Source organism: Streptosporangium sp. NPDC049376 (assembly GCF_044466505.1).
In the GTDB taxonomy this organism is placed as follows: Bacteria; Actinomycetota; Actinomycetes; order Streptosporangiales; family Streptosporangiaceae; genus Streptosporangium.
Map to the genome: position 1 here is coordinate 16,424 of NZ_JBITMT010000036.1, position 21,917 is coordinate 38,340.

22 protein-coding genes and 1 pseudogene are annotated in these 21,917 nt (G+C 69.2%); 9 read left to right on the forward strand and 14 right to left on the reverse strand.

What is annotated here, in order from left to right; all coding sequences use genetic code 11:
• Positions 1 to 15: 15 nt before the first annotated feature.
• Together ACIBVQ_RS39570 and ACIBVQ_RS39575 are read right to left on the reverse strand one after the other, a co-directional pair.
• A complete protein-coding gene (locus tag ACIBVQ_RS39570) occupies positions 16 to 654 on the reverse strand; it encodes a response regulator transcription factor (RefSeq protein WP_362912793.1) in 639 nt (212 codons plus the stop codon).
• Positions 642 to 1,889 carry a sensor histidine kinase gene (locus tag ACIBVQ_RS39575; RefSeq protein ID WP_399184032.1) on the reverse strand — a complete coding sequence of 416 codons (1,248 nt, stop codon included), beginning with the start codon at positions 1,887 to 1,889 and terminating at the stop codon, positions 642 to 644. Before ACIBVQ_RS39575 ends, ACIBVQ_RS39570 begins: the two co-directional genes overlap by 13 nt.
• Positions 1,890 to 2,000: 111 nt before the next feature.
• On the opposite strand from ACIBVQ_RS39575, the gene ACIBVQ_RS39580 reads away from it, so the two are divergent.
• Entirely contained in the window at positions 2,001 to 2,255 is a 255-nt protein-coding gene (locus ACIBVQ_RS39580; RefSeq protein ID WP_399184033.1) for a hypothetical protein, read from the forward strand.
• 240 nt (positions 2,256 to 2,495) lie between these two features.
• Positions 2,496 to 4,091, forward strand: coding sequence for an alpha/beta hydrolase (locus ACIBVQ_RS39585; protein ID WP_399184035.1), 1,596 nt, complete (start codon positions 2,496 to 2,498; stop codon positions 4,089 to 4,091).
• A gap of 407 nt (positions 4,092 to 4,498) precedes the next feature.
• Here the strand turns inward: ACIBVQ_RS39585 and ACIBVQ_RS39590 are convergent, their stop codons facing one another.
• Positions 4,499 to 5,056 carry a TetR/AcrR family transcriptional regulator gene (locus ACIBVQ_RS39590; protein ID WP_399184037.1) on the reverse strand — a complete coding sequence of 186 codons (558 nt, stop codon included), beginning with the start codon at positions 5,054 to 5,056 and terminating at the stop codon, positions 4,499 to 4,501.
• 82 nt (positions 5,057 to 5,138) lie between these two features.
• On the opposite strand from ACIBVQ_RS39590, the gene ACIBVQ_RS39595 reads away from it, so the two are divergent.
• The gene (locus tag ACIBVQ_RS39595; RefSeq protein ID WP_399184039.1) at positions 5,139 to 6,677 is read left to right on the forward strand and encodes an MFS transporter; all 1,539 of its coding nucleotides are present in this window, start codon (positions 5,139 to 5,141) and stop codon (positions 6,675 to 6,677) included.
• A 1,100-nt stretch (positions 6,678 to 7,777) separates the two neighbouring features.
• Positions 7,778 to 8,125: a peptidase inhibitor family I36 protein gene (locus tag ACIBVQ_RS39600; protein WP_352012422.1), complete on the forward strand. Its 348-nt coding sequence runs from the start codon at positions 7,778 to 7,780 to the stop codon at positions 8,123 to 8,125.
• An 843-nt stretch (positions 8,126 to 8,968) separates the two neighbouring features.
• Here the strand turns inward: ACIBVQ_RS39600 and ACIBVQ_RS39605 are convergent.
• The 4 genes from ACIBVQ_RS39605 to ACIBVQ_RS39620 form a co-directional block, all read right to left on the reverse strand.
• Positions 8,969 to 9,154 (reverse strand): hypothetical protein, encoded by a 186-nt coding sequence (locus ACIBVQ_RS39605; protein ID WP_362785160.1) that lies wholly within the window; start codon positions 9,152 to 9,154, stop codon positions 8,969 to 8,971.
• A 117-nt stretch (positions 9,155 to 9,271) separates the two neighbouring features.
• A complete protein-coding gene (locus ACIBVQ_RS39610) occupies positions 9,272 to 10,354 on the reverse strand; it encodes a protein kinase family protein (protein WP_399184042.1) in 1,083 nt (360 codons plus the stop codon).
• 1,016 nt (positions 10,355 to 11,370) lie between these two features.
• Positions 11,371 to 11,655 carry a YciI family protein gene (locus ACIBVQ_RS39615; protein ID WP_399184044.1) on the reverse strand — a complete coding sequence of 95 codons (285 nt, stop codon included), beginning with the start codon at positions 11,653 to 11,655 and terminating at the stop codon, positions 11,371 to 11,373.
• 10 nt (positions 11,656 to 11,665) lie between these two features.
• A complete protein-coding gene (locus tag ACIBVQ_RS39620; RefSeq protein ID WP_399184046.1) occupies positions 11,666 to 12,232 on the reverse strand; it encodes a TetR/AcrR family transcriptional regulator in 567 nt (188 codons plus the stop codon).
• A 206-nt stretch (positions 12,233 to 12,438) separates the two neighbouring features.
• On the opposite strand from ACIBVQ_RS39620, the gene ACIBVQ_RS39625 reads away from it, so the two are divergent.
• A complete protein-coding gene (locus ACIBVQ_RS39625; RefSeq protein WP_399184048.1) occupies positions 12,439 to 13,515 on the forward strand; it encodes an alkene reductase in 1,077 nt (358 codons plus the stop codon).
• Positions 13,516 to 13,640: 125 nt separating this feature from the next.
• On the opposite strand, the gene ACIBVQ_RS39630 is transcribed toward ACIBVQ_RS39625, so the two are convergent.
• Entirely contained in the window at positions 13,641 to 14,426 is a 786-nt protein-coding gene (locus ACIBVQ_RS39630; protein ID WP_362918473.1) for a sulfite exporter TauE/SafE family protein, read from the reverse strand.
• Positions 14,427 to 14,615: 189 nt separating this feature from the next.
• Here ACIBVQ_RS39630 and ACIBVQ_RS39635 point away from each other — a divergent pair, with 189 nt between their 5' ends.
• Positions 14,616 to 14,885, forward strand: a complete 270-nt coding sequence (locus ACIBVQ_RS39635) for a hypothetical protein (protein WP_399184050.1) — start codon at positions 14,616 to 14,618, stop codon at positions 14,883 to 14,885.
• A 304-nt stretch (positions 14,886 to 15,189) separates the two neighbouring features.
• The gene (locus tag ACIBVQ_RS39640; protein WP_399184052.1) at positions 15,190 to 16,917 is read left to right on the forward strand and encodes an amidase; all 1,728 of its coding nucleotides are present in this window, start codon (positions 15,190 to 15,192) and stop codon (positions 16,915 to 16,917) included.
• Between the two features lie 9 nt (positions 16,918 to 16,926).
• Here the strand turns inward: ACIBVQ_RS39640 and ACIBVQ_RS39645 are convergent, their stop codons facing one another.
• Positions 16,927 to 17,097, reverse strand: coding sequence for a hypothetical protein (locus ACIBVQ_RS39645; RefSeq protein ID WP_399184054.1), 171 nt, complete (start codon positions 17,095 to 17,097; stop codon positions 16,927 to 16,929).
• A gap of 299 nt (positions 17,098 to 17,396) precedes the next feature.
• Complete coding sequence (locus ACIBVQ_RS39650; protein ID WP_399184056.1) at positions 17,397 to 17,543, reverse strand: hypothetical protein; 147 nt, start codon at positions 17,541 to 17,543, stop codon at positions 17,397 to 17,399.
• Between the two features lie 144 nt (positions 17,544 to 17,687).
• Here ACIBVQ_RS39650 and ACIBVQ_RS39655 point away from each other — a divergent pair, with 144 nt between their 5' ends.
• A complete protein-coding gene (locus ACIBVQ_RS39655) occupies positions 17,688 to 18,203 on the forward strand; it encodes a hypothetical protein (RefSeq protein WP_399184058.1) in 516 nt (171 codons plus the stop codon).
• A 48-nt stretch (positions 18,204 to 18,251) separates the two neighbouring features.
• On the opposite strand, the pseudogene ACIBVQ_RS39660 reads toward ACIBVQ_RS39655, so the two are convergent.
• Positions 18,252 to 18,808: pseudogene (locus tag ACIBVQ_RS39660) on the reverse strand (IS5/IS1182 family transposase); the annotation flags it as partial.
• A gap of 277 nt (positions 18,809 to 19,085) precedes the next feature.
• Here ACIBVQ_RS39660 and ACIBVQ_RS39665 point away from each other — a divergent pair.
• Positions 19,086 to 19,397, forward strand: coding sequence for a hypothetical protein (locus ACIBVQ_RS39665; protein ID WP_362918461.1), 312 nt, complete (start codon positions 19,086 to 19,088; stop codon positions 19,395 to 19,397).
• Between the two features lie 293 nt (positions 19,398 to 19,690).
• On the opposite strand, the gene ACIBVQ_RS39670 is transcribed toward ACIBVQ_RS39665, so the two are convergent.
• From ACIBVQ_RS39670 to ACIBVQ_RS39680, 3 genes are all read right to left on the reverse strand, one after another.
• Complete coding sequence (locus ACIBVQ_RS39670) at positions 19,691 to 20,272, reverse strand: dihydrofolate reductase family protein (protein WP_399184060.1); 582 nt, start codon at positions 20,270 to 20,272, stop codon at positions 19,691 to 19,693.
• A 65-nt stretch (positions 20,273 to 20,337) separates the two neighbouring features.
• The gene (locus ACIBVQ_RS39675) at positions 20,338 to 21,177 is read right to left on the reverse strand and encodes a helix-turn-helix domain-containing protein (protein WP_399184062.1); all 840 of its coding nucleotides are present in this window, start codon (positions 21,175 to 21,177) and stop codon (positions 20,338 to 20,340) included.
• Positions 21,178 to 21,238: 61 nt separating this feature from the next.
• Complete coding sequence (locus ACIBVQ_RS39680) at positions 21,239 to 21,697, reverse strand: MarR family transcriptional regulator (RefSeq protein WP_362785106.1); 459 nt, start codon at positions 21,695 to 21,697, stop codon at positions 21,239 to 21,241.
• Positions 21,698 to 21,917 lie beyond the last annotated feature (220 nt).

Sequence of the window (21,917 nt, forward strand, 5' to 3'; positions counted from 1 at the left end):
GAAGCCGGGTGGCGTTCAGCTTTCCAGATAGCGCAGGACCGCGGCGACCCTGCGGTCGACCTGGTCGGTCGGGGCGAGGTCGAGCTTGGCGAAGATGCTGCGGATGTGTTTCTGCACGCCGCCGTCGGTCACCACCAGACGCTGGGCGATGGCGGTGTTGCCCAGCCCTTCGGCCATGAGGGCCAGCACCTCGCGTTCGCGGGCGGTCAGCCGTTCCATCGGGTCGCGGCGGCGGGTGAACAGCTGGGCGATCACCTCGGGGTCCATCGCCGTCCCGCCCGCGGCCACCCGGTGCAGGGCGTCCAGGAACTCCTCCACCTTGCCCACGCGCTCCTTGAGGAGGTATCCCACCCCGCGGGTCCCCTCGGCCAGCAGGTTCGTGGCGAAGGCCTGCTCGACGTAGGCCGACAGGACCAGCACCGCCAGGCCGGGGTTCAGCCGCCGGGCCTCGACAGCGGCCCTGATCCCCTCGTCGGTGTGGGTGGGCGGCATGCGCACGTCCACCACTGCCACATCGGGCCGGTGCTCGGCCACCGCGGCCAGGAACCCCTCAGGTTCGGAGGCCGCGGCCACCACCTCGAATCCCTCGCCGGTCAGCAGCAGCACCAGGCCCCGGCGCAGCAACGCGTCATCCTCGGCGATCACGATCCGCACGGCAGCTCCACTTCGATGGTTGTCGGCCCGCCCCGCGGGCTGGTCAGCATGATGGTTCCGTCGTGTGCCTCGACCCGGCGGCGGATACCCTCCAGCCCGGTGCCGTCGGCCTCAGAGGCTCCGCCCTTGCCGTCGTCGCTCACCACCACGCGTAGCAGGCCGCCGTCACGGCGCACCTCGACCAGGGCTCTCCGCGCGCCGCTGTGTTTCGCCACGTTGGTCAGCGCTTCGGCGACGACGAAGTAGGCGGTGGTCTCCACCGACAGCGGCAGCCGTCCCAGGTCGTCGGCGGTCAAGGCGCACGGGATCGCGCTGCCCGCCGCCAGGGCGCTCAGCGCCCCGGACAGCCCCCTGTCCTCCAGGACAGGGGGCAGGATGCCGCGGACGACCCCGCGCAGTTCGGCCACGGCCTGCTCGGCGGCACTTTGCGCCTCATCGAGCGCCTCCCGCGGCCCGTCGAGTGCCAGGCCTGTCCGAACCGCCTCCCTGGCCAGCGCCCGCTTGGCCACGGCGACCGTCACCACGACGGCGACCAGCCGGTTCTGCGCGCCGTCGTGCAGCGCCCGCTCGATCCTGCGCAGTTCGGCCGCATGTGCCCGCAGGGCGCCTGCGCGCGTCGCGGTGAGCCGGGCGACCTGCCGCGACAGGTCGATCGACGGATGCGGGCGCAGGAGCCGCACCCCGGGCAACGCCTGCAACCTGGCCATCCGCGGGGCGAGCATGACGGCGATCACCTGGACGACCACGGCCGCCAGCGCGGCTGCCAGCGCGGCCGGAAACGTGGTGATCGGCAGCTCGTAGCTGGTGATCCGGCCCTCCGGCGGCATCAGGCCCCACCAGAACGGGGACGTCGCATCCCGCAAGGTCATCGTCGGCATCAGGACGGCGACAAGGCCGAGCGCCAGCCCCAGCGTGGCATGCGCGGCCACCCAGCCCAGATCGCGGAAGGTCGCCGGGTCGCGGCGGGCGGCGCGGATCCTGGCCGTCCAGCCCGTCGCGGTGTCCTGCTGCGGATAGGGGGTGACGACCTCCAGCCCCCAGCGGTTGAGCCGGCCGCGTTCCCGTTCGGCCACCGCCCTGGTCAGCGCCAGCATCGGCGGGATCATCAGCAGACCCACCCCCACGAGGCAGGCCGCGGCGACCATGATCCAGGACACGAGGACCAGGAAGGCGAGGATCGCGGTGCCGAGACCTCCCGCCAGGCGCTCCAAAGCCTCGAAAGCGTCCCTGCTCATCTCCCCCACCCTAAGCTGAGGCGGAGGACCGTTTCATTCCACCCTGCACTACCATCGGCCTGGCAGATTACGGCATTTCCCCAGGCAGAGCCAATTTCTAGGGTGATCAGTATGAATGACCCCTGCCGCGTCACACCTGCCGACCAGCCTCGGCCGTCCGCCCCCTTCCGCCGGCCCGAGCCACCGCGCGACGGCACCGTGCTCCGCGTGCTCCTGTGGACCGGTTTCACCGTGTGCGCCGTCGTCAACAGCGTCGGCAACAGCATCGGCGGCGTCGGCGAGGGCGTCGGCCTGGTCGCCGGGATCATCTCCGGCGGCTCCATCGCGGCCTTGATCGTCCACCACTACGCCCGGCGCCGTTCATGAGCGGTGTCACCTTCGGCGGCGTCTCCGAGAAGTACGGTGACCCGGTCGCCCGACGAGGCCTCGTTCGCCTTCCCGCGCCGGTCGACTCGTCACCGTCACGGGTTCTCGGTGAGTTTCCTGCGGCGAGACGGTAGGGCTGGCCATACCTTCACGACTCCATTCAGCAGGGTCGATCACGGATCATCTCGGCACCATGCTCGATAACGCCGCAAACCGGTCATCAAGCAGGGAGACAGATCCATGTCGCACTCCACCGTTCCATCCCCGCCGGTCACGTCCGGTCCTGCCAGGAGGCACGGCCTGCCGGCCTTGGCCACCGCGGCCGCCGTCGCACTGGGCGCCCTCGGCCTGGCCGCCGCCCCGGCGGTCGCGGAAACCCCCGCGGGAACCGACAGGCCGATCCGCTTCCACCATCAAAGGCTCGACTGGCACGGTTGTAAGACAGGACCGGATGACAGGGCCGGCGCGAGCCTGGACGCGGCGGGCGCCCAGTGCGCCGAGGTCACCGTCCCACTGGACTACCGCAGGCCCGGCGGGCGGACCATCTCGGTGGCGATCTCCCGGATCAAGGCCACCGACCCCGCCGGACGGCGCGGCGTTCTGCTGACCAACCCTGGCGGCCCCGGAGGACCCGGACTGGACCTGGTGGCGTCCCTCGCGCAGTGGTCACCCGCCCTCACCTCCCGCTACGACCTGATCGGAATGGACCCGCGCTTCACGGGCCGCAGCACACCGATCCGCTGCGGATGGAAGACCGACGTCTTCCTGCGTTCGGCCGGTCCGAACCGCCGCACCTTCAACGAGAGCGCGGCCCTGATGAAGGAACTGGCGGCCAAGTGTGCCCGGGGCAACCGCGACGTGCTGCCGTACGCCTCCACCCGGAACACCGCCCGCGACATGGACGTGATCCGCGCCGCCCTCGGTGAGCCGAAACTGTCCTATCTCGGATACTCCTACGGCACCTACCTGGGGGCGGTCTACACGCAGATGTTCGGTGCGAGAGCCGACCGGATCGTACTGGACAGCGCGGTCAACCCCGACACCTACGGCCCCGGCCTGCTGTCGTGGAACGAGCCGGCCATCACCGCCGCGCTGAGAAACTGGGCCGCCTGGGCCGCCGCGCACGACAAGGACCACGGCCTGGGCGACACCACCACCGAGGTCCTGGCCACCGTCAACCAGGTCAACCGGGCGGCCGCCCGGCGCCCGCTGCGGATCGGTGGGTACCGGATCGACTCTCACCACATCCCCTACCTGCTCTTCGGGCCTCTCTACGAGGACGGTGAAAAGGCCTACGCCGACTTCGCCACCCAGGTGCGGGCGCTGGCCGACGCCACCCGCGGCACCGTGGTCACCGCCCCGCCGTCGCTGAAGGCCTCCCTCGACAGCCTGTTCACCGGGACGGGCGCGCTCGACGCCCAGGCCCCGATCATCTGCGCCGACCGGGCCGCCTCCCGCGACCCGGAGACCTACTTCCGCGACATCCAGGCCCACCGCGCCGACGAACCGCTGTACGGGCCGCTGATCCGCAACATCACCCCGTGCGCCTTCTGGCCCACCGCTCCGGTGGAGGCGCCAACCAAGGTCCGCAACGGTTTCCCGGTGCTGGTCGTCGGCAACGACGGCGACCCAGGCTCCCCCTACCTCGGCCAGCAGGCCATGCACCGGGCGCTTACCGGCTCCCGCATGGTCACCCTGCGCGGCGCCTACCGCCACGCCACCTACCTCGGCGCCGACAACTCCTGCGTCAACACCACCGTCGAGCGCTACCTGATCGACGGCGTCCTGCCCGGCGGCGACGTCACCTGCGTCAAGGACGCCACTCCGGCAGGGTGACGACGCAACCGGCCCGATGCCTCGTCGCGGACCGGCTGATGCCAGGTCAGCTTGTCAATCGTTCCCGAGGCCCTCAAAGCAGGATGCGAGCGGAAGCCACTGCTGGGCGCCGGGCCGCCGAGGAGCCGGCGTCGAGTTCTTGTCAGCGGCGGGCGTCGTCCGCGGTACCGCCTGCCACTGATGACGCGGTTCGGTGCCCTCGATGAGGCTGACGTCTTGCTCCAACACGGCGCAGTGGAGGGTGAACGAGGCCGACGGGCGCAACGAGTGGCCCTGGCCGCGGCGGATGACCTGCCCGACGGCGAGGGCTTGGCGGACAGGGCCGTCGCCGGTGGTCGGCGAGGAGGCCGGGCAGATCGAGTTGCGGTACCGCTCATAAGGTGAGCCCAGGCGGTGGGCAGACCCGCTCAGGGCGCTGGCGGCTCAGGAATGAGGGCAAGAATCTCGTCGACAAGCCGCTTCCTGACCCCTGTGGGCAAGGAGGCGCCGAGGGCGTTCTCGTATCCCCAGAACCCGTCGGCGGCCATGCGCGCCATGAGGCACCGCATCGCCTCGTCGTCGTTCTCGTCGATCGGCGCCGCGTCACCGGGGAACCAGCGGTCGTAGACCCGCTGCCAGGGAGCCATCCAGTCGGGCTCGTTGCCCGCCTCGGCGATGAGACGCGTCTCCAGACGCGTGGAGGCTCCGGTGCATGCCAGCACGTATCCCCTCGTGCGTTCGGCGAGCGTCGCCTCCTCCGGTTCCTTGCCGGTCGCCTCGCGCAGCCCCCGCTCGACGCGGTCGGCGAGGAACTCGTGAATCCCGGCGAGCAGCGCGTGTTTCGTCGGGAAGTGGTAGATCAGCCCGCGCTTGGTCACCCCGGCTTCGGCCGCGACCGCGTCCAGGGTGAGCGCGGTGATGCCGCGCTCCTCGACGACGCGCAGGGCCGCCTCGATCATCGCCGGTCGCGCATTCGGTCGCGCCATGTCCCCTCCTCGTCTCCGCAGGGTTAGTATACCTTCTGGTGTAGTATACCGTTTGGTGAAGTAACTGGCTCGGGAGGGAAAGATGACCGAGAACGCACAGCGGGCGACAGCTCGCACCTGGATCGGACTGGCGGTGCTCGTACTGCCGATGCTGCTGATCGCCATCGACGGCATGGTGCTGGTCTTCGCGCTGCCCGCGATCACCACGGATCTCCAGCCCTCGGGCACCGAGCAACTGTGGATCCTCGACATCTACTCGCTGATGCTCGCGGGTCTCCTGATCACGATGTCGTCCCTCGGCGACCGGATCGGCCGCCGTCGGCTCCTGCTGATCGGAGCAGTGGGATTCGCGGCGGCGTCCGTGCTGGGAGCGCTGGCGAGTGCGCCGTGGATGCTGATCCTCGCCCGAGCGCTGCTCGGGGTCGCCGGCGCGACCATCATGCCCTCGACGTTGTCGATCATCCGCAACATGTTCCTCGATCGAAACCAGCGCCGCACGGCAATGGCGGTGTGGGCCGCGATGGGTTCCGCGGGCGCCGCGGCGGGCCCGATCGTCGGAGGCTGGGTCATCGAAGCCTTCAGCTGGCATGCCGCTTTCCTGATGAACATCCCGGTCATGATCATCTTGCTGGCACTCGCCCCGATCTTCGTGCCCGAGAGCGCCAACCCGATGCCGGGACGCATCGACGTCCCCAGCATCGCGCTCTCCCTCACCGGAATGGTGACGCTCGTCTACGGAGTCAAGGCCCTCGCCGAGGGAGAGCAGCCACTGGCGGCGCTCGTCACGTTCGTCTCCGGCGCCGTGCTTCTGGTGCTGTTCGTGGTGCGCCAGCTGCGCATCCCGAACCCGATGATCAACGTCCGGCTGTTTCGGGTCCGCTCCTTCACCGGCGCGGTCGTGGTCGACCTGCTGTCGGTGTTCGCCCTGGTCGGCGCACTCTTCGCGCTGACGCAGCACCTGCAGCTCATCGCAGGGCTCTCCACCGTTCAGGCCGCCCTCTGGATGCTGCCGCAAGCCGCGGTCTCCGCGATCGCGGGGTTCCTCGCCGCCGCACTCGTCAAGAGAATCCCCGCGTCGATCCTCGTGTCGGCGGGAGGCGTCATCACCGCGGCAGGATTCGGGATGCTGCTGTTCCTCACACCCCAGACCCCGCCGTTCGTGATCGCGATCTCGCTGTGCCTGGTCGGGCTCGGCGCCGGGGTCGGCCTGACGCTGACCAACGACATCATCATGAGCTCGGTGCGCCCGGAGCACGCCGGGCAAGCCGCAGCCGTGAGCGAGACCGCCTACGAAGTGGGCACAGCACTCGGCACAGCCGTTCTCGGCTCCATCCTGCTCGGGTTCTACCGGACCGGTCTGGCCTCCCATGCGCCCGTCGGCCTGCCCGGCACTGTGCTCTCAGCGGCTGAGGAGACGCTCGCCGCAGCCCTCGCCTTCACCGCCGAACTGCCCGGTGCGCTCGGACAGGCGCTCGCCGACGCCGCGGTGACGTCATTCACCCAGGCACTCGCGTGGACAGGCGGCCTCGCGGCCCTGATCCTGACCGGGGTGGCGATCTTCGCAGCCATCATGCTGCGCGGAGTCTCCGCACAGGCCGACCTGGTGAAGGCGGACCACTAGGCCCTCCGCTCCCGATGAGTGATCACGATTGCGGAGCTTCTGCTTGATCGTGTTCGTGTCGCAGAGGGTCAGGTGGAGGGCGGTTTCGGGTGTGTCGGGAAGCGTCCATGACGGTCGGCCCCGACGGACCGCTCCCCCGCTGCTCTTATCTGTTGGGTCCTACCTCGGCTTCCCGGCTGCCGTAGTGACGTTATCCGCCGAGATCGGAGTGGATCCCAGCGGATAACGGGAGCCGTGCACCGGGTTTCGGAAGGGCGATCCCGCGCAGAGATCGACAGCCTGACGCCGCAGGACGTCGTGGCCGACCCCGAGGGGCTGACACCGCCGTTCTGGCAGCACGTCCGGCTCTACGGCGAAGTACGGCCGGACGTGGTCAAGTGTCTGCCGCCCGGCGGCGCCGTGCGGGCTCCGCGACAGGGCGGCCCGTGGTGGGCCATCGGGATGAAGAACGCGAACGGGGTGTCCTCAAGCTCACCCGGGGCGGCGGTGGTCATGACGAGCGGTGCCGACATGACGGTCGGCCCGTCCTCGGTGTTGCGTAGCGGTCCTCTGCCGGGGCGCGTGCGATCAGACGCAAGGTAGCCATGAGCACCCCGGGGTTTCCGGACGGCATGAAAGCCGTTGGCGAGCAGTACGACCTGCGGCGACGTCCCCGCCGTCGTTATCGCGACGGCGAGCACCGGACTCGTCCCCGAACGCCAGGACCGAAACTCACGGTCGAGCGCCGCTGTGGCCTGCGGCAACGCTCTGCTCTGGAATTTGTCCATTCATCTCATGGGACGCCCCGGACGGCCCGTCTGACCTGACGCCGTAAGACTCCGGCCAGCCGGGAGGCGCGCGGCGCGGACGTCTCCCGCCTGCCGCGCGGCGGTGCAGAAATAGTCAATAAAAGGTACAGAAGCCATCAATGACATCCTGAGTACGGGTTGAAAAAGTGGCTTATAGCTCACCCGGCAAAGGAGGGAAACGCGTAAGGGGAAATGGATTCACGGAGAGTCATCGGCTCGTCCGGCAGTCGGCGTGAGCGGGAAGTCAACAGTGAAACCGAGACCGACGAGGGAGTGAGGCGAGTGGGAAAGCGAAGGAGTCTGGTGGCCGCCATGCTGGCGGCGTGCGCGACGGCCACCTTGGTCACCGCGGCACCGGCTCAGGCGAAGGCGATGGACTGGGACGCGTGTCCCGCGGGCTATGTATGCCTCTACGGCGACACTTACGGCAGGGGACGTTACAGCAACGCGCCGGGAACCGAGCGTGCCAACGTCGGCTCCCATATCAACGACCTGACGAGTTCCATCTGGAACCGCACCGATACGTATGTGTGTTTCTACGAGCATTCGGACTATGGGGGTAGGCGCCTGATAGGCGTCAACCCGAACTCCTGGGTGGACAACGTCGGGTCGTCCGCCAACGACAAGATCTCCTCATACACCCAGGACTGCCACCTCTGACGATGGGCGGATAGGCGTCGCGTTGAGCCCGGCCGGCTCCCGGTAGAGACGGAGAGCTTCCGGCGCTGCCCGGTCTCGGCCGGCTGGAGGGCGTGGCCGGTCAGCGAGGTGGCTGGGTTGGGCGGGTAGGCGTCACGGTTTGGTAGAACCGACCGATCAGAGTGTCATCCCAGGTCATGGAGGTACGCGGGGCGCGGTGGCCGCAGTCGCCGGTGGCGAGTTCGGCGAGTTGCGCCTCGACGTCGGCGGTCAGGTGGTGCTTGCTGCCTGACCGTCCGCGGTCGACCGGGGACGGCCCGGTCTGCGCCCTTTTTGGGGCGCTGAGGTGGGAGGAACCCACCGAGGCCGGGAGAGGTCGACGGCGTTGGCCGCTCGGAGCCCGGCCAGGAACACCTCGTGCAGGACCTGCCGGACGCCTGCCCTGTGCCACTCGTTCAGCCGCCTCCAGCAGGTCATGCCCGGGCCGTACCCCTGGGCCGTTGCGAGCCTCGGAAAATCCGGATCCCGGTAACGGACGCCCGTTGTTGAACGGCGCCGATCCTCCAATTTATGACGCAGGAAATCATAGAGTGTTTGATTAATTTTTATGACAATCAGGAAGGCCCATCCGATCGGCGGGCCGCCATGTCAGGGACACGTCACCGGATACGCATAATTCCGTGACCGGATCGCGGGCGGCCCTTCCAGAAAGTCTGGCTCCCAACCGGGCGCAGGGTGACCGAATTCCCTCAGCAGAAGCCCCGGTCCGCAGAAAGCCACTGATTCACTGCGGTCATCTTCCGTACGGGCGATCCCACGCATCCACAGACAGCGCCGGTTCCCGCTGACCGTCGCCCGGCGGGGTCACAGCGCGAGCAGGTGGTCGGCGTCCTGGGGAACCGCCTGGCGCAGGGCCGTCAGGAAGTCGCCGAGCACCGGGTTCGCGTTGCCCTCCCGGTGGATCGCCAGCACGGTTCGGTGGGCGGCGGTGTAGGTCCGCAGCGGCACGGCGGATATGCGCTCGTCGGGCACGTGGCCGAGGGCGGGCACGACCCCTACGCCCTGTACGAGGCGGAGCGGGCGGCGGGAGGAGTGAACCGGTGAGTCGGTAGGCGGCGGCCATGGCAGCCGATGCCGTACCGCCGGACGATCGAGGTGAGGGCTGGATCAGCTCGGGGTCGCGGCGTCGGCGCCCAACCGCCGCCCGACCTCCGCGGCCGGGAACGGCGTCCGCTTGCTCTCGGTGAACAGACGACGGAAGAAGGAGTCCAGGACGACGGTAGGACGTGCGTGCCGGTCGATGATGGCCGTGATCTCGGGCGGGATGTCGTCAGGCCGCCGGCCTGCGATCCAGTCGCGCAGGAAGACCTCACGTTCCGTGTCACCGCGCACGCCGTCGAGCAGGTGGTACTGGAGCAGGTGACTCGCGGTGTAGCAGTGGTCGTACGCGAGGTGGTCCGAGAGGAAGGCGGACTCGTCCGCCGAGAGGTCGAAGCGGGAGCTCAGAGCAAGTCCGAAGTCGGCGAAGTAGAGCCGGCGGCCATCGGTCAGGATGTTGGCGAAGTGGGCGTCGAAGTGGACGAGCCCGCGAGAGCTCATGAAGGCGGCTCCGCTCGTCAGAGCTTCCTCGACCCAGCGGAAGGGCGAGCCGCCCCCGCCGTCCAGCACGGTGGTTTCGCGGTGGTCGGCCAGCCATCCGGCGAGTGTGTACGGCACGTGCTCCAGGAAGAGCACCAGGCTGTACGAGGACCGGCCGATGGCCTCCAGCCGGTCGCGAACGGCGGGTGATCCCTCCCAGTGCGCGACGGCCCCCTCCAGACCCCCGAACTCGTCGGTGAATCCTTCGGGAGGAGAGTCAGGCAGAACCCGCCAGTGGTACATCAGGGGGAAGCCCGCGTACTCGTCGCCGAGAACCCAGTTCGTGGTCATGGTGTGCACGGCAAGCTCCCGCCAGGCACCGAACCCTGCCGAGCCCACCCCGTACTGGTAGAACATCGGCAGTTCGAAGACGTTCGCCGTGGACCGCACGTTCTCCGGGCGCAATTCGGTGTCCGTCAAAGGGATCCGCTTGACGAAGACGCGCGTTCCGCCGACGTCCAGCTCTGCCGACCTGCCGCCGATGCCCGACCCGATCGGGGCGGCGGCCGCCACGACCTCCCCGAGCCGGCGGTCGCTCAGCAGAGACAGTTGAGTGCTCACGGTCCCGTAGCCGGCCAGACGCGCGGCGCGCGGCGAATCCTGGTCCAGCATCGACGGCTCCTCGGTACCCGAACCAGGGCTTCGGCGATCCCACATACGGCGTCGACCTTACGCCGAAAGAGCCGGCCGCTCTCATGGACGGCCCTTTCTCGGAGCAGGACCAGGAGCAACGGGCGGAAGCGGCCAGGGGCACGGACGCGCCGTCACAAATCCTTCTCCCGCAGAAGGGAACCAGGTGTGTTCGTGACAGCAGCCGGAATCGTCACGGATATCCAGGCCCGAGCGCCACTGCCAGGATTCCCCCGTGAGTACCGCGTCGCCCCTGACCCCCGACGGCTACGAACCATCGTCGCGGTCGACTACTTCGTGCTGACGGGCGGCGACGAGGGCACCGATCCCGACGAGGACGAACCGCGTCAGCGCTTCGAGCGGTCTTGTGGTCATATGTGTGAGCCAGTCCAGATTCGGCACTGTCTCGGGTTCGGCAGACGGCCTGACCCGGTCCAGGAGTTCCGGGGTCAGTTCCGGTTCTATCGTCAGGGCGGCACAGCTCAGACGCCCGTTCGTGTACCCGGCCTGCCCGGGCCTGCCGACTCCCAGGTATACGCGACCTTCCGGCAGCCGGATCAGCAGGTGGACCGGCCCCACCTCCGGGCGTGGGGCCCGGTTCCATCCGGAGGAGTCGGGGGATGTCCGAACAGGCGGACGCCGACGTCGTCGACGAACGGTCCGTGAAGGTGGAACCGGCGGCTGTTCCATACGCCGCTCACGTCGAGCCCGTCCCGCGGATCCGCGATGACCACGGTTGCGGCGTCGCCGAGCAGGACGGAGACGCCGCCGGTCTGACAGTCGACGACGTTGTCGCCGGCCAGGCGTACAGCGGCCCCTCGGTGAGGAACCCATTCGGATTCAGGGGCACGCGACGGACCCTGCCCCTGTCGCGGATCGGCTCTCTGACGAGATCAGCGTGGGGACACCCCGCGCGCGCTCGGCGGACCAGCCGCGAATCAGGTCGGCGAGGCTGCGACGGTGGAGCGGAAGCCCGTCCGGACCGAGGAACGGCGCCGTCACAGCAGGAAGCCCAGGCGCTCGTCCGCCATGCCTGGTGCGATCTCGATGATCTCCGCGCCGACGACGTTCCCGGCCACGAACGGGTCGTCGTTCACCCGCTTCTCCAGCTCCGCAAGCGAGGTGCCGTGCGCCAGGACCACGCCGCCGAGACCGGGCTTGATACTGCCGACCAGCAGGAACACGCCGTCGTCCAAGCCACGCCTGATCCACTCCTGGTGGCCGCTCATGTGCGTGCCCGCGGCATCCTTGTTCTCGGCGAAGCGAAGCAGGACCACGAACATCAGATAGCTCTCATTTCCTGTAGGTGCTCAGCCAGTCGCGCATCCGGTCGACTTCGCGCCGGACGAATTCCTCGTCGCGGAAGGTGTGGGACAACACGGCGACGCCTTGGCTGAAGGCGAGCACGTGCATGGCCAGGTCGTCGGCCTGCTCGCCGTACCCCAGGAGCGTGAACTGCTCGCGCAGCCAGTCGCGGAACAGTGTGAACAGTCCGCGGGCCTGACCGTGCCGGGTGTGTCCGAGCTTGGCGAGTTCGGTGTTCAAGGTGCCCACCGGGCAGCCGTACTGCTGAATGTCGGTGCCGTTGGTCAGCACGATCTCGACGAACTGCAGGATGCGGCCGTCGGGGGTGGGCTGCTGGCTCTCCCACTGTTCCAGCATGTGCCGGGTGCCGGCGAGCCGGGCCTCGATCACGGCGTCCAAGATCGCGTCCTTGGACTTGAAGTGGTAGTAGAAGTTGCCGCGCGACAGGCCGACCGCTGCGGCGATGTCGGCGAACGAGGTGTGCTCGTAGCCGCGGTGGTAGAACAGCCGGTCCGCGGCATCGACGATCTGTTCACGGGTCGCCGCACCACTCATCGGTTCTCCTTCGGTCACGCCCTTGCTAGGACGTTTGACCTAGCGAACCCTAGGTCACTTGTCCTAGGGCCGTCAAGCCGACCTCCGGCATCGCCGTCGCCCCCCGAGCCGCCAGTGTGCCGGGGCTTGACATCTCTAGGACAACCGACCTAGCGTGACCGCATCGTAGGACAACTGTCCTAGATCGTGAGCGTAACGGAGACCCCATGCCCGCCGACCTGTTCGAATCCTTTTCGCTGGGTGACCTCACCCTGGCCAACCGGATGGTGATGGCGCCGATGACCCGCAACCGAGCCGACAGGGCAGGGCGGGTTCCGCCGATGATGGTCACCTACTACCGGCAACGCGCCACCGCCAGGCTGGTCATCACCGAGTCCACCACAGTCTCGCCGCAGGCCGTGGGCTACCCCTGCACCCCCGGAATCCACACCGATGACCAGGCGGCAAGCTGGCGACGGCTGACCGACGAGATCCACGAACAGGGCGCGCGCGTCTTCGTCCAGCTGCAGCACTGCGGCCGGATCTCACACCCGAGCCTGCTGGACGGCGCCACACCGATAGCCCCCTCCGCGCTGCGTCCCGCCGGCCAGGCCGTCACCTACGCGGGCCCGCAGGACTTCGTCGTGCCGCGCGAGCTCGCGGCCGATGAGATTCCCGGAGTCGTCGCGCAGTTCAGGCACGCGGCCGAACAGGCGAAGCAGGCGGGCTTCGACGGCGTCGAGGTGCACGGCGGCAACGGATATCTCATCGACCAGTTCCTGCGCGACGGCGCCAACCACCGCACCGACCGCTACGGTGGCGGCACCGAGGGCCGCATGCGCCTGCTGAACGAGGTCCTGGACGCGGTGTGCGCCGTGTGGCCGGCGCGGCGCGTGGGCGTGCGCCTCACCCCGGAGAACAGCTTCAACTCGATGTCGGACACCGATCCGCAGACCCACTTCGAGGACTACCTCCGCCGCCTGAGCCCGCGCGGCCTGGCCTACGCGCACATCCTTGAGGGCGACATGATGGCCAAGACCCGCACTCTTGACTACGGCGCCCTGCGCGCCGCCTTCACCGGCGCGTACATCGCCAACAATGGCTACGACCTCGCTCGCGCCCAGGAGGCGGTGCGCACCGGCGGCGCGGACCTCATCGCCTTCGGCACGCCCTTCATCGCCAACCCGGACCTGGTCCGCCGCTACCAGGACGACCTGCCCCTGACCCCGGCCGACCCAGCCACGTTCTACGCCGGCGGCCGGCGCGGCTACACCGACTACGGGACGTGGCCGAGCCGGAGCTGAACAGCGCGGATTCCCCGGCCGGCGCCATCAAGGCAGCGGCGTCTGTCCTCCTGCGATACCGAGACAGTGCGTCCGACATGGCCGACCATCAGGAGCCGCCCAAGAGCCACTTCCCCGCACGGCCGTCAGATGAGCGCCTGGACCGTGTAGAGGCAGGCCAGGGCGACGGCCAAGGCTCCCAGCAGCAGCCGCAGCCCGGTTTCCGGCAGACGGGGCTGCAGGTGGGCGCCGAGGTAGCCGCCGACCAGCCCGCCCAAGCCGCACAGAAGACCCAGCGCCCAGTCCGGTGCGATGTCGCCAGGGGCGGTCAGCGCCAGGACGGTGTAGGTGAGCGCGCCGGCGATCGAGGTGAGGAACGTCGAGGCCAGCGCGGCGGGGGCGACCGTGGCGACCGGTAGGCCACGCCCGACCAGGATCGGCCCAAGGAGCGATCCGCCGCCGATGCCGTACATCCCGCCGACGGCCCCAACGGCCAGTGCGAGCGCGGTGACGGCGCCCGGCGAGGGGTCGTCCGGCGTGTTGCGGCGGCGGAGGGGGCGTACGGCGCGCACGCACAGCCACAGGCCCAGCGGGAAGAGCAGGCATGCGACCAGAAGACGGAACACCTGAGCGCCGGGCAGCAGGAAAACCCGCACGAGCGCGCCGATGACGACGCCGGGCAGGGTGCCGAGCACCAGCAGGCGGGTCAGCGGGCCGCCCAGACGACCACGCCTGCGGTAACGCAGCAACGCGCCGGGGACGGCCACGATGTTGAACAGCAGGTTGGTGGGCGTCACCGCCGGGTTCGGCACCTGCAGCACGCTGAGCTGGACCGGGAGCAGGAACACCGCCCCCGAAACCCCGACGGGGGTGGTCACCACCGCGATCAGCAAGCCCGCGGTGAACCCGAGCAGACCCTGCCACCAGCTCATGGGCTCACCGCTTCTGCTCTGTCTCAAAGGTCCGTTCACAGGATGACATGGCGGACAGATGATGGCTCGCCGGCCTTCACCGCCCGCCAGGGGTCCACTGCTGGGCGGCCGGCGCGGTGGGAGGTGGAGGCCCCGGCAGACCCGGCGCCCAGGCAACACGCCTTCGCCCATGCCGTCCCGGTGCTCCTGGTGAATGAGGTCACGGTCGTCGTGGCGCCGGCGATCCGGGGAGGTGACCATGTGGTGATGACCTCCTCGCCCGGCTCGCCGCACGTCGGTGGCCGACCGGATCCGGCGGACGGGACCACCGCGCTCGGTGGAGAGCCCGCTCCCACGCGCGGGTACCTGCTGGACAACGCGCGCGCCGAGGCGGGCGAGCGATTCGTCTGGCTGGCTGAGCTGGTCGACGGTGTGACGCGGGGACACCTCGATCGGCTGGGGGCACGACGTCGCCGCTGATCCACCCCCGGAGCCGGGGACGTTCGATCTGGTGCACGCCCGGCTCGTGCTGGTCCACGTACCCGACCGGGCTCGGGTTGCTCCGGCCCTGGTAGAGGTTGGAGGGCGGCGAAACGGTGTGTCGGGATGGCGCCGACGTTTGCCGTGGGCGGAGCCGAGGGGCCTGGATTGGGGGATGGCCGCTGCGGCACTCCTGAACCATAATCGGGACGGCACAGCCAGCGGCTGTTCACGGTCGGCGGGGCCGAACGCTCATCTCCCGTGCTTGCACCTCAAGGCGCCAATCGGTGACGAGGAGGCCGATGTGGCACGACGAAGGCGAAACCGGCACACCCGAGCAGCGGCCCTGGCGGCCGGTGTCCTTCTCCTGGCGGCGCCCGCGGTTGCAGCCGGCGCCGCGACAGACGACGGTGCGGCACCTGGCGGCGCGGGCAGCCGGACGGCACCGGGCGACATCGCCGAGTGGGTGGTGGACATGGACGCCACCAGGTTGCGTGAACTACTGGCGAGCGGTCAGGTCACCTCGGCCCGGTTGGTCAAGGCATACCAGGCACGCGTCGACGCCTACGAGCAGGCGTACGCCGACCAGCCCGGTGTCAACGCGGTCATCCGCATGGACCCGACGGCGATCGCCGACGCCGCCCGGCTCGACGCCGAACGCCGGCTGGGGCGCGTCCGCGGCCCGCTGCACGGCATCCCGATCCTGGTCAAGGACAACTACGACACAGGAGACCTGCCCACGTCCAACGGTTCGCTGGCGCTGAGGAACTGGCGTCCCGCCGACGACGCCGAACAGGTCGCGCGGCTGCGCGCGGCCGGCGCGATCGTCGTCGCCAAGACCAACCTGCACGAGTTCGCCTCCGGCATCGAGACCATCAGCTCGCTCGGCGGTCAGACCCGCAACCCCTACGACCAGACTCGTAACCCGGGTGGTTCCAGCGGAGGCACGGGCGCCGGCGTCGCCGCCGGCTTCGGCGCGGCCGGCCTGGGCTCGGACACCTGCGGCTCCATCCGCAGCCCGGCGGCGCACAACAGCCTGGTCGGCCTGCGGCCGAGCCAGGGCCTGTCCAGCCGTGACGGCATCGCGCCTCTCTCCGACACGCAGGACGTCGGCGGCCCCATCGCCAAGTCGGTCAGCGACATCGCACTGATCCTGGACGCCACCGCCGGATACGACCCGGACGACCCGTCCACCAAGGCGTCCATCGGACGGATCCCCCGCACCTACACCGCCACGCTGGACGACACCGCCCTGGTCGGCGCCCGCATCGGCGTGTTCACCGACTACCTGAGCACGTCGGGGCCCGCGCAGGTCACGACGGCGCTGGTCCGGGCGGCCGCCGGGGACATGGCCTCGCAGGGTGCGACCGTCGTCGATCTGCCAGCCCAACCCGCGCTGATTTCGGCGGTGGACGGCTCCAGCGTGTTCACCGACGAGACCGAACGCGATCTCAATCGCTACCTGGCGGCGCCGGGCACACGGTTCCCCCGTTCACTGGCCCGGCTGGAGCCACCGGCCGACATCGTGACCCTGGCCGACATCGTCGCCTCCGGCCAGGTCACGCCCACGGTCCTGAAGCGGCTCAAGGAACGGCTGGGCACCTCGACCGGCCCGCAGGACGCCTACCGCCAACGGCTGGCCCGGCGCGCGCAGGCGCAGCAGCTGCTCCACAAGCTGTTCGAGGACAACGACCTGGACGCACTGGTCTACCCGGCGGTCTCACAGCAGGCCGCGCCGATCGGGCGGCCTCAGGAGGGGCTCAGGGTCTGCGCCCTCGCCGCCAACACCGGGTTCCCCGCCCTGACGATCCCGGCCGGCTTCACACCCGACGGCATGCCGGTGGGAGTCGAACTACTGGGACGGCCGTTCAGCGAACCGGCACTGCTGGGGCTCGGGTTCGACTACGAGCAGGCCACGCGTCACCGCCACCCACCGGCGAGCACCCCGCCCCTGAACCGGCTCCGCCTCATGTCGCCCCGGACTCCGGCCGGAACGGGCGGCGAATCGGTGCCGGATCCGGCCCGCGGGTGACGGGCGGCGTCAAGGGGCGGCCGGGGCCGACGGGAGAGGGCCCAGATCGCGGATGATCCCGGCCAGTGCCCGGATGGGCTCGCTCTCCGCCTCACTTCGCCACACCAGCGCGTACGGCAGCGGCCCCATGTCGGTGACCGGCAGGCCGCGGCAAGAGGCCGAACAATGGTACGGGGACATAGAAGAAGGGGAATGAGTCGGCGGAGGGGAAAGCGCCGTGCCCTTCACCTGCGCTTCGGTCTCTCGCGGTAGCCGAGCGGGAAGCACAGGCGGTCAAGAGGCCCGGCGCTCAAGTCGGTGTCACCGGCTCAAGCGCCGGCCGAGGGACGGCCGGGTGCGTGTGGCACCACACCGACACCCGTGCCTCCGTGCCTGCCCGACGGCGTCAGCCGCCGCACGGTCCGGCAATGTCACCAGTTGCGCTGGTCGCACCGGCGCATCCGGCCGCCCCCTTCTCCGCTCCGAGCCGTCGGTCAGTCTCAGTCGTCGTCTTCGTCGCGGTAGGAGATGCCGCCCTCCGGGCGGTTGGGGTCGAGGCTGCCGAGGGTCGTGACGGCGAACGCGCCGGCCTCCGCCACCAGTGGCGACTCGTACACCTTCACCGGCTCCGTACGCGTGTCCTGCATCTGATTCACCTCCTTTCCTGAACGGTCGACGACACCATTACGGCTAACAGACCGCGCGAATAGGGCTTGGGTCGGAGGGCACAAGTGGCTACGCGCCTCGGCTGTCGATCACCATCGTGACCAGGCTTGACCTACGCTGAGCCGATGACCGACAACGGCGCACCCACGAGAAGCTCGGGCGCTGAAGAGCCTGGCGTTGACGCGAGACTGCCCGCGACCGTGCGTATCGCCGGGGTCGTGTTGAGAAGGATGGAGAGCCCTCCATCGCTGGCCTGCTGGACCGGTTACTTCCCGGAGCCGACAGGCGCGGTCGAGACCGGGATGAGCCTGGTGATCGAGCCGGCCGCCCCGCCGGAAGAGGCCACCCTCCATTTCGCTCACGACGTCGTGAGCCACTTCGATGTCTTCGTCGACCAAGCTTTGGAGTACTGCCGCACCCGACTCCGGGAATCGCACTTCGAACTCACAACTGAGGAACTGAGCTGGCTCGACCTTCCGGAGTTGCCACTGGCAGTCCCCGAAGCAACCGTGTGGGCCGACCGAACCTGGGCAATCCGTTTCACGGAGAGCAGGCTTCGGCTGGCGGACCCCTACGGAATCCTCGTGACGTTCAACGGAAGGCAGCCTGTCGACGTTGAGGGCCTCGGCGGCGAGCGATGAACCACTCGACGCGCCATCGGGCGTGTGTTCACGGGTGGCAGTTGAGTCGGTTGTCCAGGCCCGGCGGATCAGGCTGCGTACGGTGATGACGGTGTCGGCGAGATCGAAGAACGCGTCAATGACCGTTGCGTGGTGTTCGTGGCAGCGGGCGAGGCGCTGGAAGGCGTTCTGCCAGGCATGGGTACGCTCCACATGCCACCTGTCGCTTGCCTGGACCGGTGCCTTCTCGCCCTTGTGCGCGATCCGGCCGTCCGGGCCGCGTTCGGCAAGCAGGGCGCGGGTCTTGCCGGAGTCCAGGCGCCTTGGCGATGCCGCCGTCCACGGCAATCCGGTCCAGGACCAGGCCGACGATCCGGTCGTAGGACTCCAGCGCGATCCGCTTGAACTGCGCGAAGGCGCCCAGAGGTATCCACTCGCCACGACGACTGCGGATCGTCGTGGCCGAGCACGTCGCATCCGCGATCGCCTCGCAGGAACAGCCGAAACGCAGCAGCTTGTCGAAAACGGCCCGTCACCGACACGCCTGCGATGACAGCCCGACGGATGACCGGGTGGAACTCCGGCCGCATCGGCAACAGGTCCGCGAACTGCCCAACTCTCCCTATCCGCTGGGACCCCCTTCGATCTCAGCGAGCCGCCCGCCCCCGGGGAGCGAGAAGCCAGAAGAAGACTCAGCGGATAAGGCGGGCTCGACTCTCGCGCGGAAGGTGTCCTTTGCTCGCTGAGTGACTGATGTTGCAGGAGTGACACCATCCTGTCGATGCGGATAGTAGTTGACCGATCACTGTAAGGAAATCCTTGGGGTCGGACACACCCCAAGAGCCACTTCGCCGAGGCTCTTCATCCCGGGCGCCCCCAGCCCCGACCCTCAAGGACGTGAGCATGTCCCGAACCCTCACCAGGTTCCTGCCCGTCGGCGCCGCCGCCGCGCTGCTCGTTCTCGGAGCCCTGGCCCTGCCCGCCGCGGCTACCGCCGACCCCGACGACGACGGGCCCGACACCGCCCAGATCGAGGCCGACGCCCGGGCCCGTGGCATCGGCTGTCAGGGCCGCGACGGCAGAACCAAGCCCATCGGCACCGTGCGCGAGACCAACACCGCCAGCGGAATGCGCGTGCGCCAGCGCTGCGGCGCCGGCCTCTACGGCGGCATCGACTGGATCGACACCCAGGTCCTGGACTGGGGCCGACACTGACCGGCCGGTGAAACCAGCCCTGCCCGGGCTTGCGCTACGGCGCACCGCAAGCCTGGGCAGGGCTTTTCGCATCCAAGGAACGAGCAAGGCGAGGAGGCATCTCCTCGACACCGGCGCGCGGCGCAGCCCGGCCTTCATGTGGGCCTTGTGGTCGCGGTTGCGGGCGTCGATGAGCGGGTCGCCGTCGAGGCCGCCGACCTCCAGCCAGGCGGGGAAGGCCCGGACCCGGGAGTCGTGGGCGCGGCAGGCGTCACCGTTCGCAGTTGGTTTCTTCGCGTACCCACCCAGATCGGTCAACGGCGCACCCGATAGCGCAGGTGAAGCACCCGGTTGCCCTGAATCACCACGTCAGGGTCCTCCAACAGGTGCTGCGCGTGGACCGACCCGAAGTAACGCTTGCCGGACCCGAACACGACGGGTACGACGTCCATGCGCACCTCGTCGATCAGGCCCGCGGCAAGCACCTGGCCCCCGACGTCGCCGGCGGCGACCTCGACCATGCGGTCACCCGCAAGCTCCTGCGCCTTGGCCATGGCTGCCTCGACGCCGTCGACGAAGTGAAACGGCGCCTCGGGGTCCCAGCCCTCGGGCATCGGCCGGTGCGACACGACGACCACGTGGTCGATGCCGCCCGGAGGCTTCCCGTCCCAGCCGTCCGTCAGGTCGAAGACGTGGCGGCCGACGATCGTGACTCCGATCTGGTCCCAGTACGGCCGGGTGTAGTCGTAGGACGTCTGCGACACCTGCAGCACGCCGCTCTCGTCCAACGGGACGTCACCGCTGGACAACCAGTCGAACAGCGGTCCGGGCTGGTCGTTCTCATCCGCGACGAAGCCGTCCACCGACACCGAGCTGTACATGACCACCTTGCCCATCGGGCCCTCCTCTGCTTTGGGGTGCCCCAAATTAGCGTGTCGTGGGCCGTCGCTCTTGTAAGAAATCAATCGGCCGGCAGCGGCCAACCGTCCAGCGTGTGGCCGGGATGTTCGCGCAGGAACCGCCGCCGGACTTCGACGTAACGGGTCGGCGTGAGCCCGGTGAACGCCCGGAACTCGTGACCGAAGTGGGCCTGGTCGAAGTAGCCTGCGCCACCGGCGAGGTCGCCCCAGTCGATCGGCCCGGCGGGGTCGATCGCGAACACGGTGGCGGCGAAGCGGTAGGTGCGGGCCAGCCGCTTCGGCGTGACGCCGATGAGCCTCTTGAACCTCTGTGTCAGATGAGTGCTGCTGACACCGGCTGCCACGCTCAGGTCGCCGATCGCCACCGCCCCGCCGGTAGCCGCGATGACGCTGCTCGCATGGCGGACCAGCCCCAGACCGGCGGTCTCGCACAGCCGTCGCGTCAGCTCCTTCTCAAGCAGCGTCAGCATCTCGTGCGGTCCGTTCGCCGTGGCCAGCCGGTCGCGCAGCTCAGCGATGGCGGGCCGACCCCAAACCTGTTCCACCGTCACCGGCCGGTCACACAGCTCGGCTGCGGGCATCGGCAGGAACGGTGCCAGCCCCCACGGCTTGAAGTGCACGCCGACGGATCGGGTCCGAAGTGGGTAGCCGAACTCCAACGCGCGGGTGGGTGTGGTGACCACGCAGCCGTCGGCGTACTCGGCCGTTTCGATGTCGGTGCCGGCGCGGATGCGGAACGGCGCCCCGAGGTTGACGATGAGCAACGCCGCCGGCATCGGCGGCAGCGTCAGCCGGGCGTACGGCGGCGCGCCCTCCAGGTAGTAAAGGTCGTCGATCAGCCCGTCCAGCGGCGGTCGCGGCACTCTGGACACGTACTCCACGCCCACAGTATCGCCGATGCCCGCGGCATCGAGCGCTGGGCGCGGCCGGCCGAGGCCGGGATCAGCCGGACTGCCGGTGCCAGCGGTGCAGCAGGGCGGGGAGTTCGCCGAGCAGGAACTCGTAGAAGGCGCGCATCTGCGTCAGGCGCCGCCGGGCGGGATCGTCCTCATCGGTGGCGGCGATGCCGGCTGACGCGGCCTGGAGCATGGCCTGGATGACGGTGTTCTGGCTGGTGAACAGGGTGGCCCAGGCATCGTCGCGGAGCCGGTAGTGCTCGCGGCGGCTGCCGGGCGAGGGCAGGCGTTCGATCAGGCCGACCGTCGTCAGGGATTTGATCGCGCCGGACACCGAACCGGCGCTGGCTTCCAACTGGTCGGCGATCTCGCCGGCGGTGATGCTCTCCTGGTCGGTGAACAGGAAGGCTGCCAAGGTGCGCGCGGCCATGCGCTGTAATCCACCTTCGGTCAGGGTGAGGGCCAGTCGTTCCGCCGCCTGCCGCTGCTCATACCGGTCGTTCACGTGTTCGCCTCCTTGGGAAAAACAGAGTACCGAACGCTACGGATATTCAGAAATTTCTGAAACTTCGGTATTGTTCTCTCATCGGCCTCTCGTGAGGGGTTCGATGGTGTGCCGGGAAGCCTGGTCGGCGGCGTGATCTCTCATCAGCGACGAGACAAGAAGGTGACCGGCCATGACCCTGTTCAGCCGTTCGTACGGCGTGCGCTCCGCCCTACGCCGC

Excerpts from the sequence above, each read along its gene's own strand:
- ACIBVQ_RS39575 (WP_399184032.1), bottom strand. The coding sequence starts at position 1,889 with ATGAGCAGGGACGCTTTCGAGGCTTTGGAGCGCCTGGCGGGAGGTCTC.
- ACIBVQ_RS39580 (WP_399184033.1), top strand. The coding sequence starts at position 2,001 with ATGAATGACCCCTGCCGCGTCACACCTGCCGACCAGCCTCGGCCGTCC.
- ACIBVQ_RS39585 (WP_399184035.1), top strand. The coding sequence starts at position 2,496 with ATGTCGCACTCCACCGTTCCATCCCCGCCGGTCACGTCCGGTCCTGCC.
- ACIBVQ_RS39590 (WP_399184037.1), bottom strand. The coding sequence starts at position 5,056 with ATGGCGCGACCGAATGCGCGACCGGCGATGATCGAGGCGGCCCTGCGC.
- ACIBVQ_RS39595 (WP_399184039.1), top strand. The coding sequence starts at position 5,139 with ATGACCGAGAACGCACAGCGGGCGACAGCTCGCACCTGGATCGGACTG.
- ACIBVQ_RS39600 (WP_352012422.1), top strand. The coding sequence starts at position 7,778 with ATGCTGGCGGCGTGCGCGACGGCCACCTTGGTCACCGCGGCACCGGCT.
- ACIBVQ_RS39610 (WP_399184042.1), bottom strand. The coding sequence starts at position 10,354 with ATGCTGGACCAGGATTCGCCGCGCGCCGCGCGTCTGGCCGGCTACGGG.
- ACIBVQ_RS39615 (WP_399184044.1), bottom strand. The coding sequence starts at position 11,655 with ATGTTCGTGGTCCTGCTTCGCTTCGCCGAGAACAAGGATGCCGCGGGC.
- ACIBVQ_RS39620 (WP_399184046.1), bottom strand. The coding sequence starts at position 12,232 with ATGAGTGGTGCGGCGACCCGTGAACAGATCGTCGATGCCGCGGACCGG.
- ACIBVQ_RS39625 (WP_399184048.1), top strand. The coding sequence starts at position 12,439 with ATGCCCGCCGACCTGTTCGAATCCTTTTCGCTGGGTGACCTCACCCTG.
- ACIBVQ_RS39630 (WP_362918473.1), bottom strand. The coding sequence starts at position 14,426 with ATGAGCTGGTGGCAGGGTCTGCTCGGGTTCACCGCGGGCTTGCTGATC.
- ACIBVQ_RS39645 (WP_399184054.1), bottom strand. The coding sequence starts at position 17,097 with ATGTCCCCGTACCATTGTTCGGCCTCTTGCCGCGGCCTGCCGGTCACC.
- ACIBVQ_RS39650 (WP_399184056.1), bottom strand. The coding sequence starts at position 17,543 with ATGCAGGACACGCGTACGGAGCCGGTGAAGGTGTACGAGTCGCCACTG.
- ACIBVQ_RS39655 (WP_399184058.1), top strand. The coding sequence starts at position 17,688 with ATGACCGACAACGGCGCACCCACGAGAAGCTCGGGCGCTGAAGAGCCT.
- ACIBVQ_RS39665 (WP_362918461.1), top strand. The coding sequence starts at position 19,086 with ATGTCCCGAACCCTCACCAGGTTCCTGCCCGTCGGCGCCGCCGCCGCG.
- ACIBVQ_RS39670 (WP_399184060.1), bottom strand. The coding sequence starts at position 20,272 with ATGGGCAAGGTGGTCATGTACAGCTCGGTGTCGGTGGACGGCTTCGTC.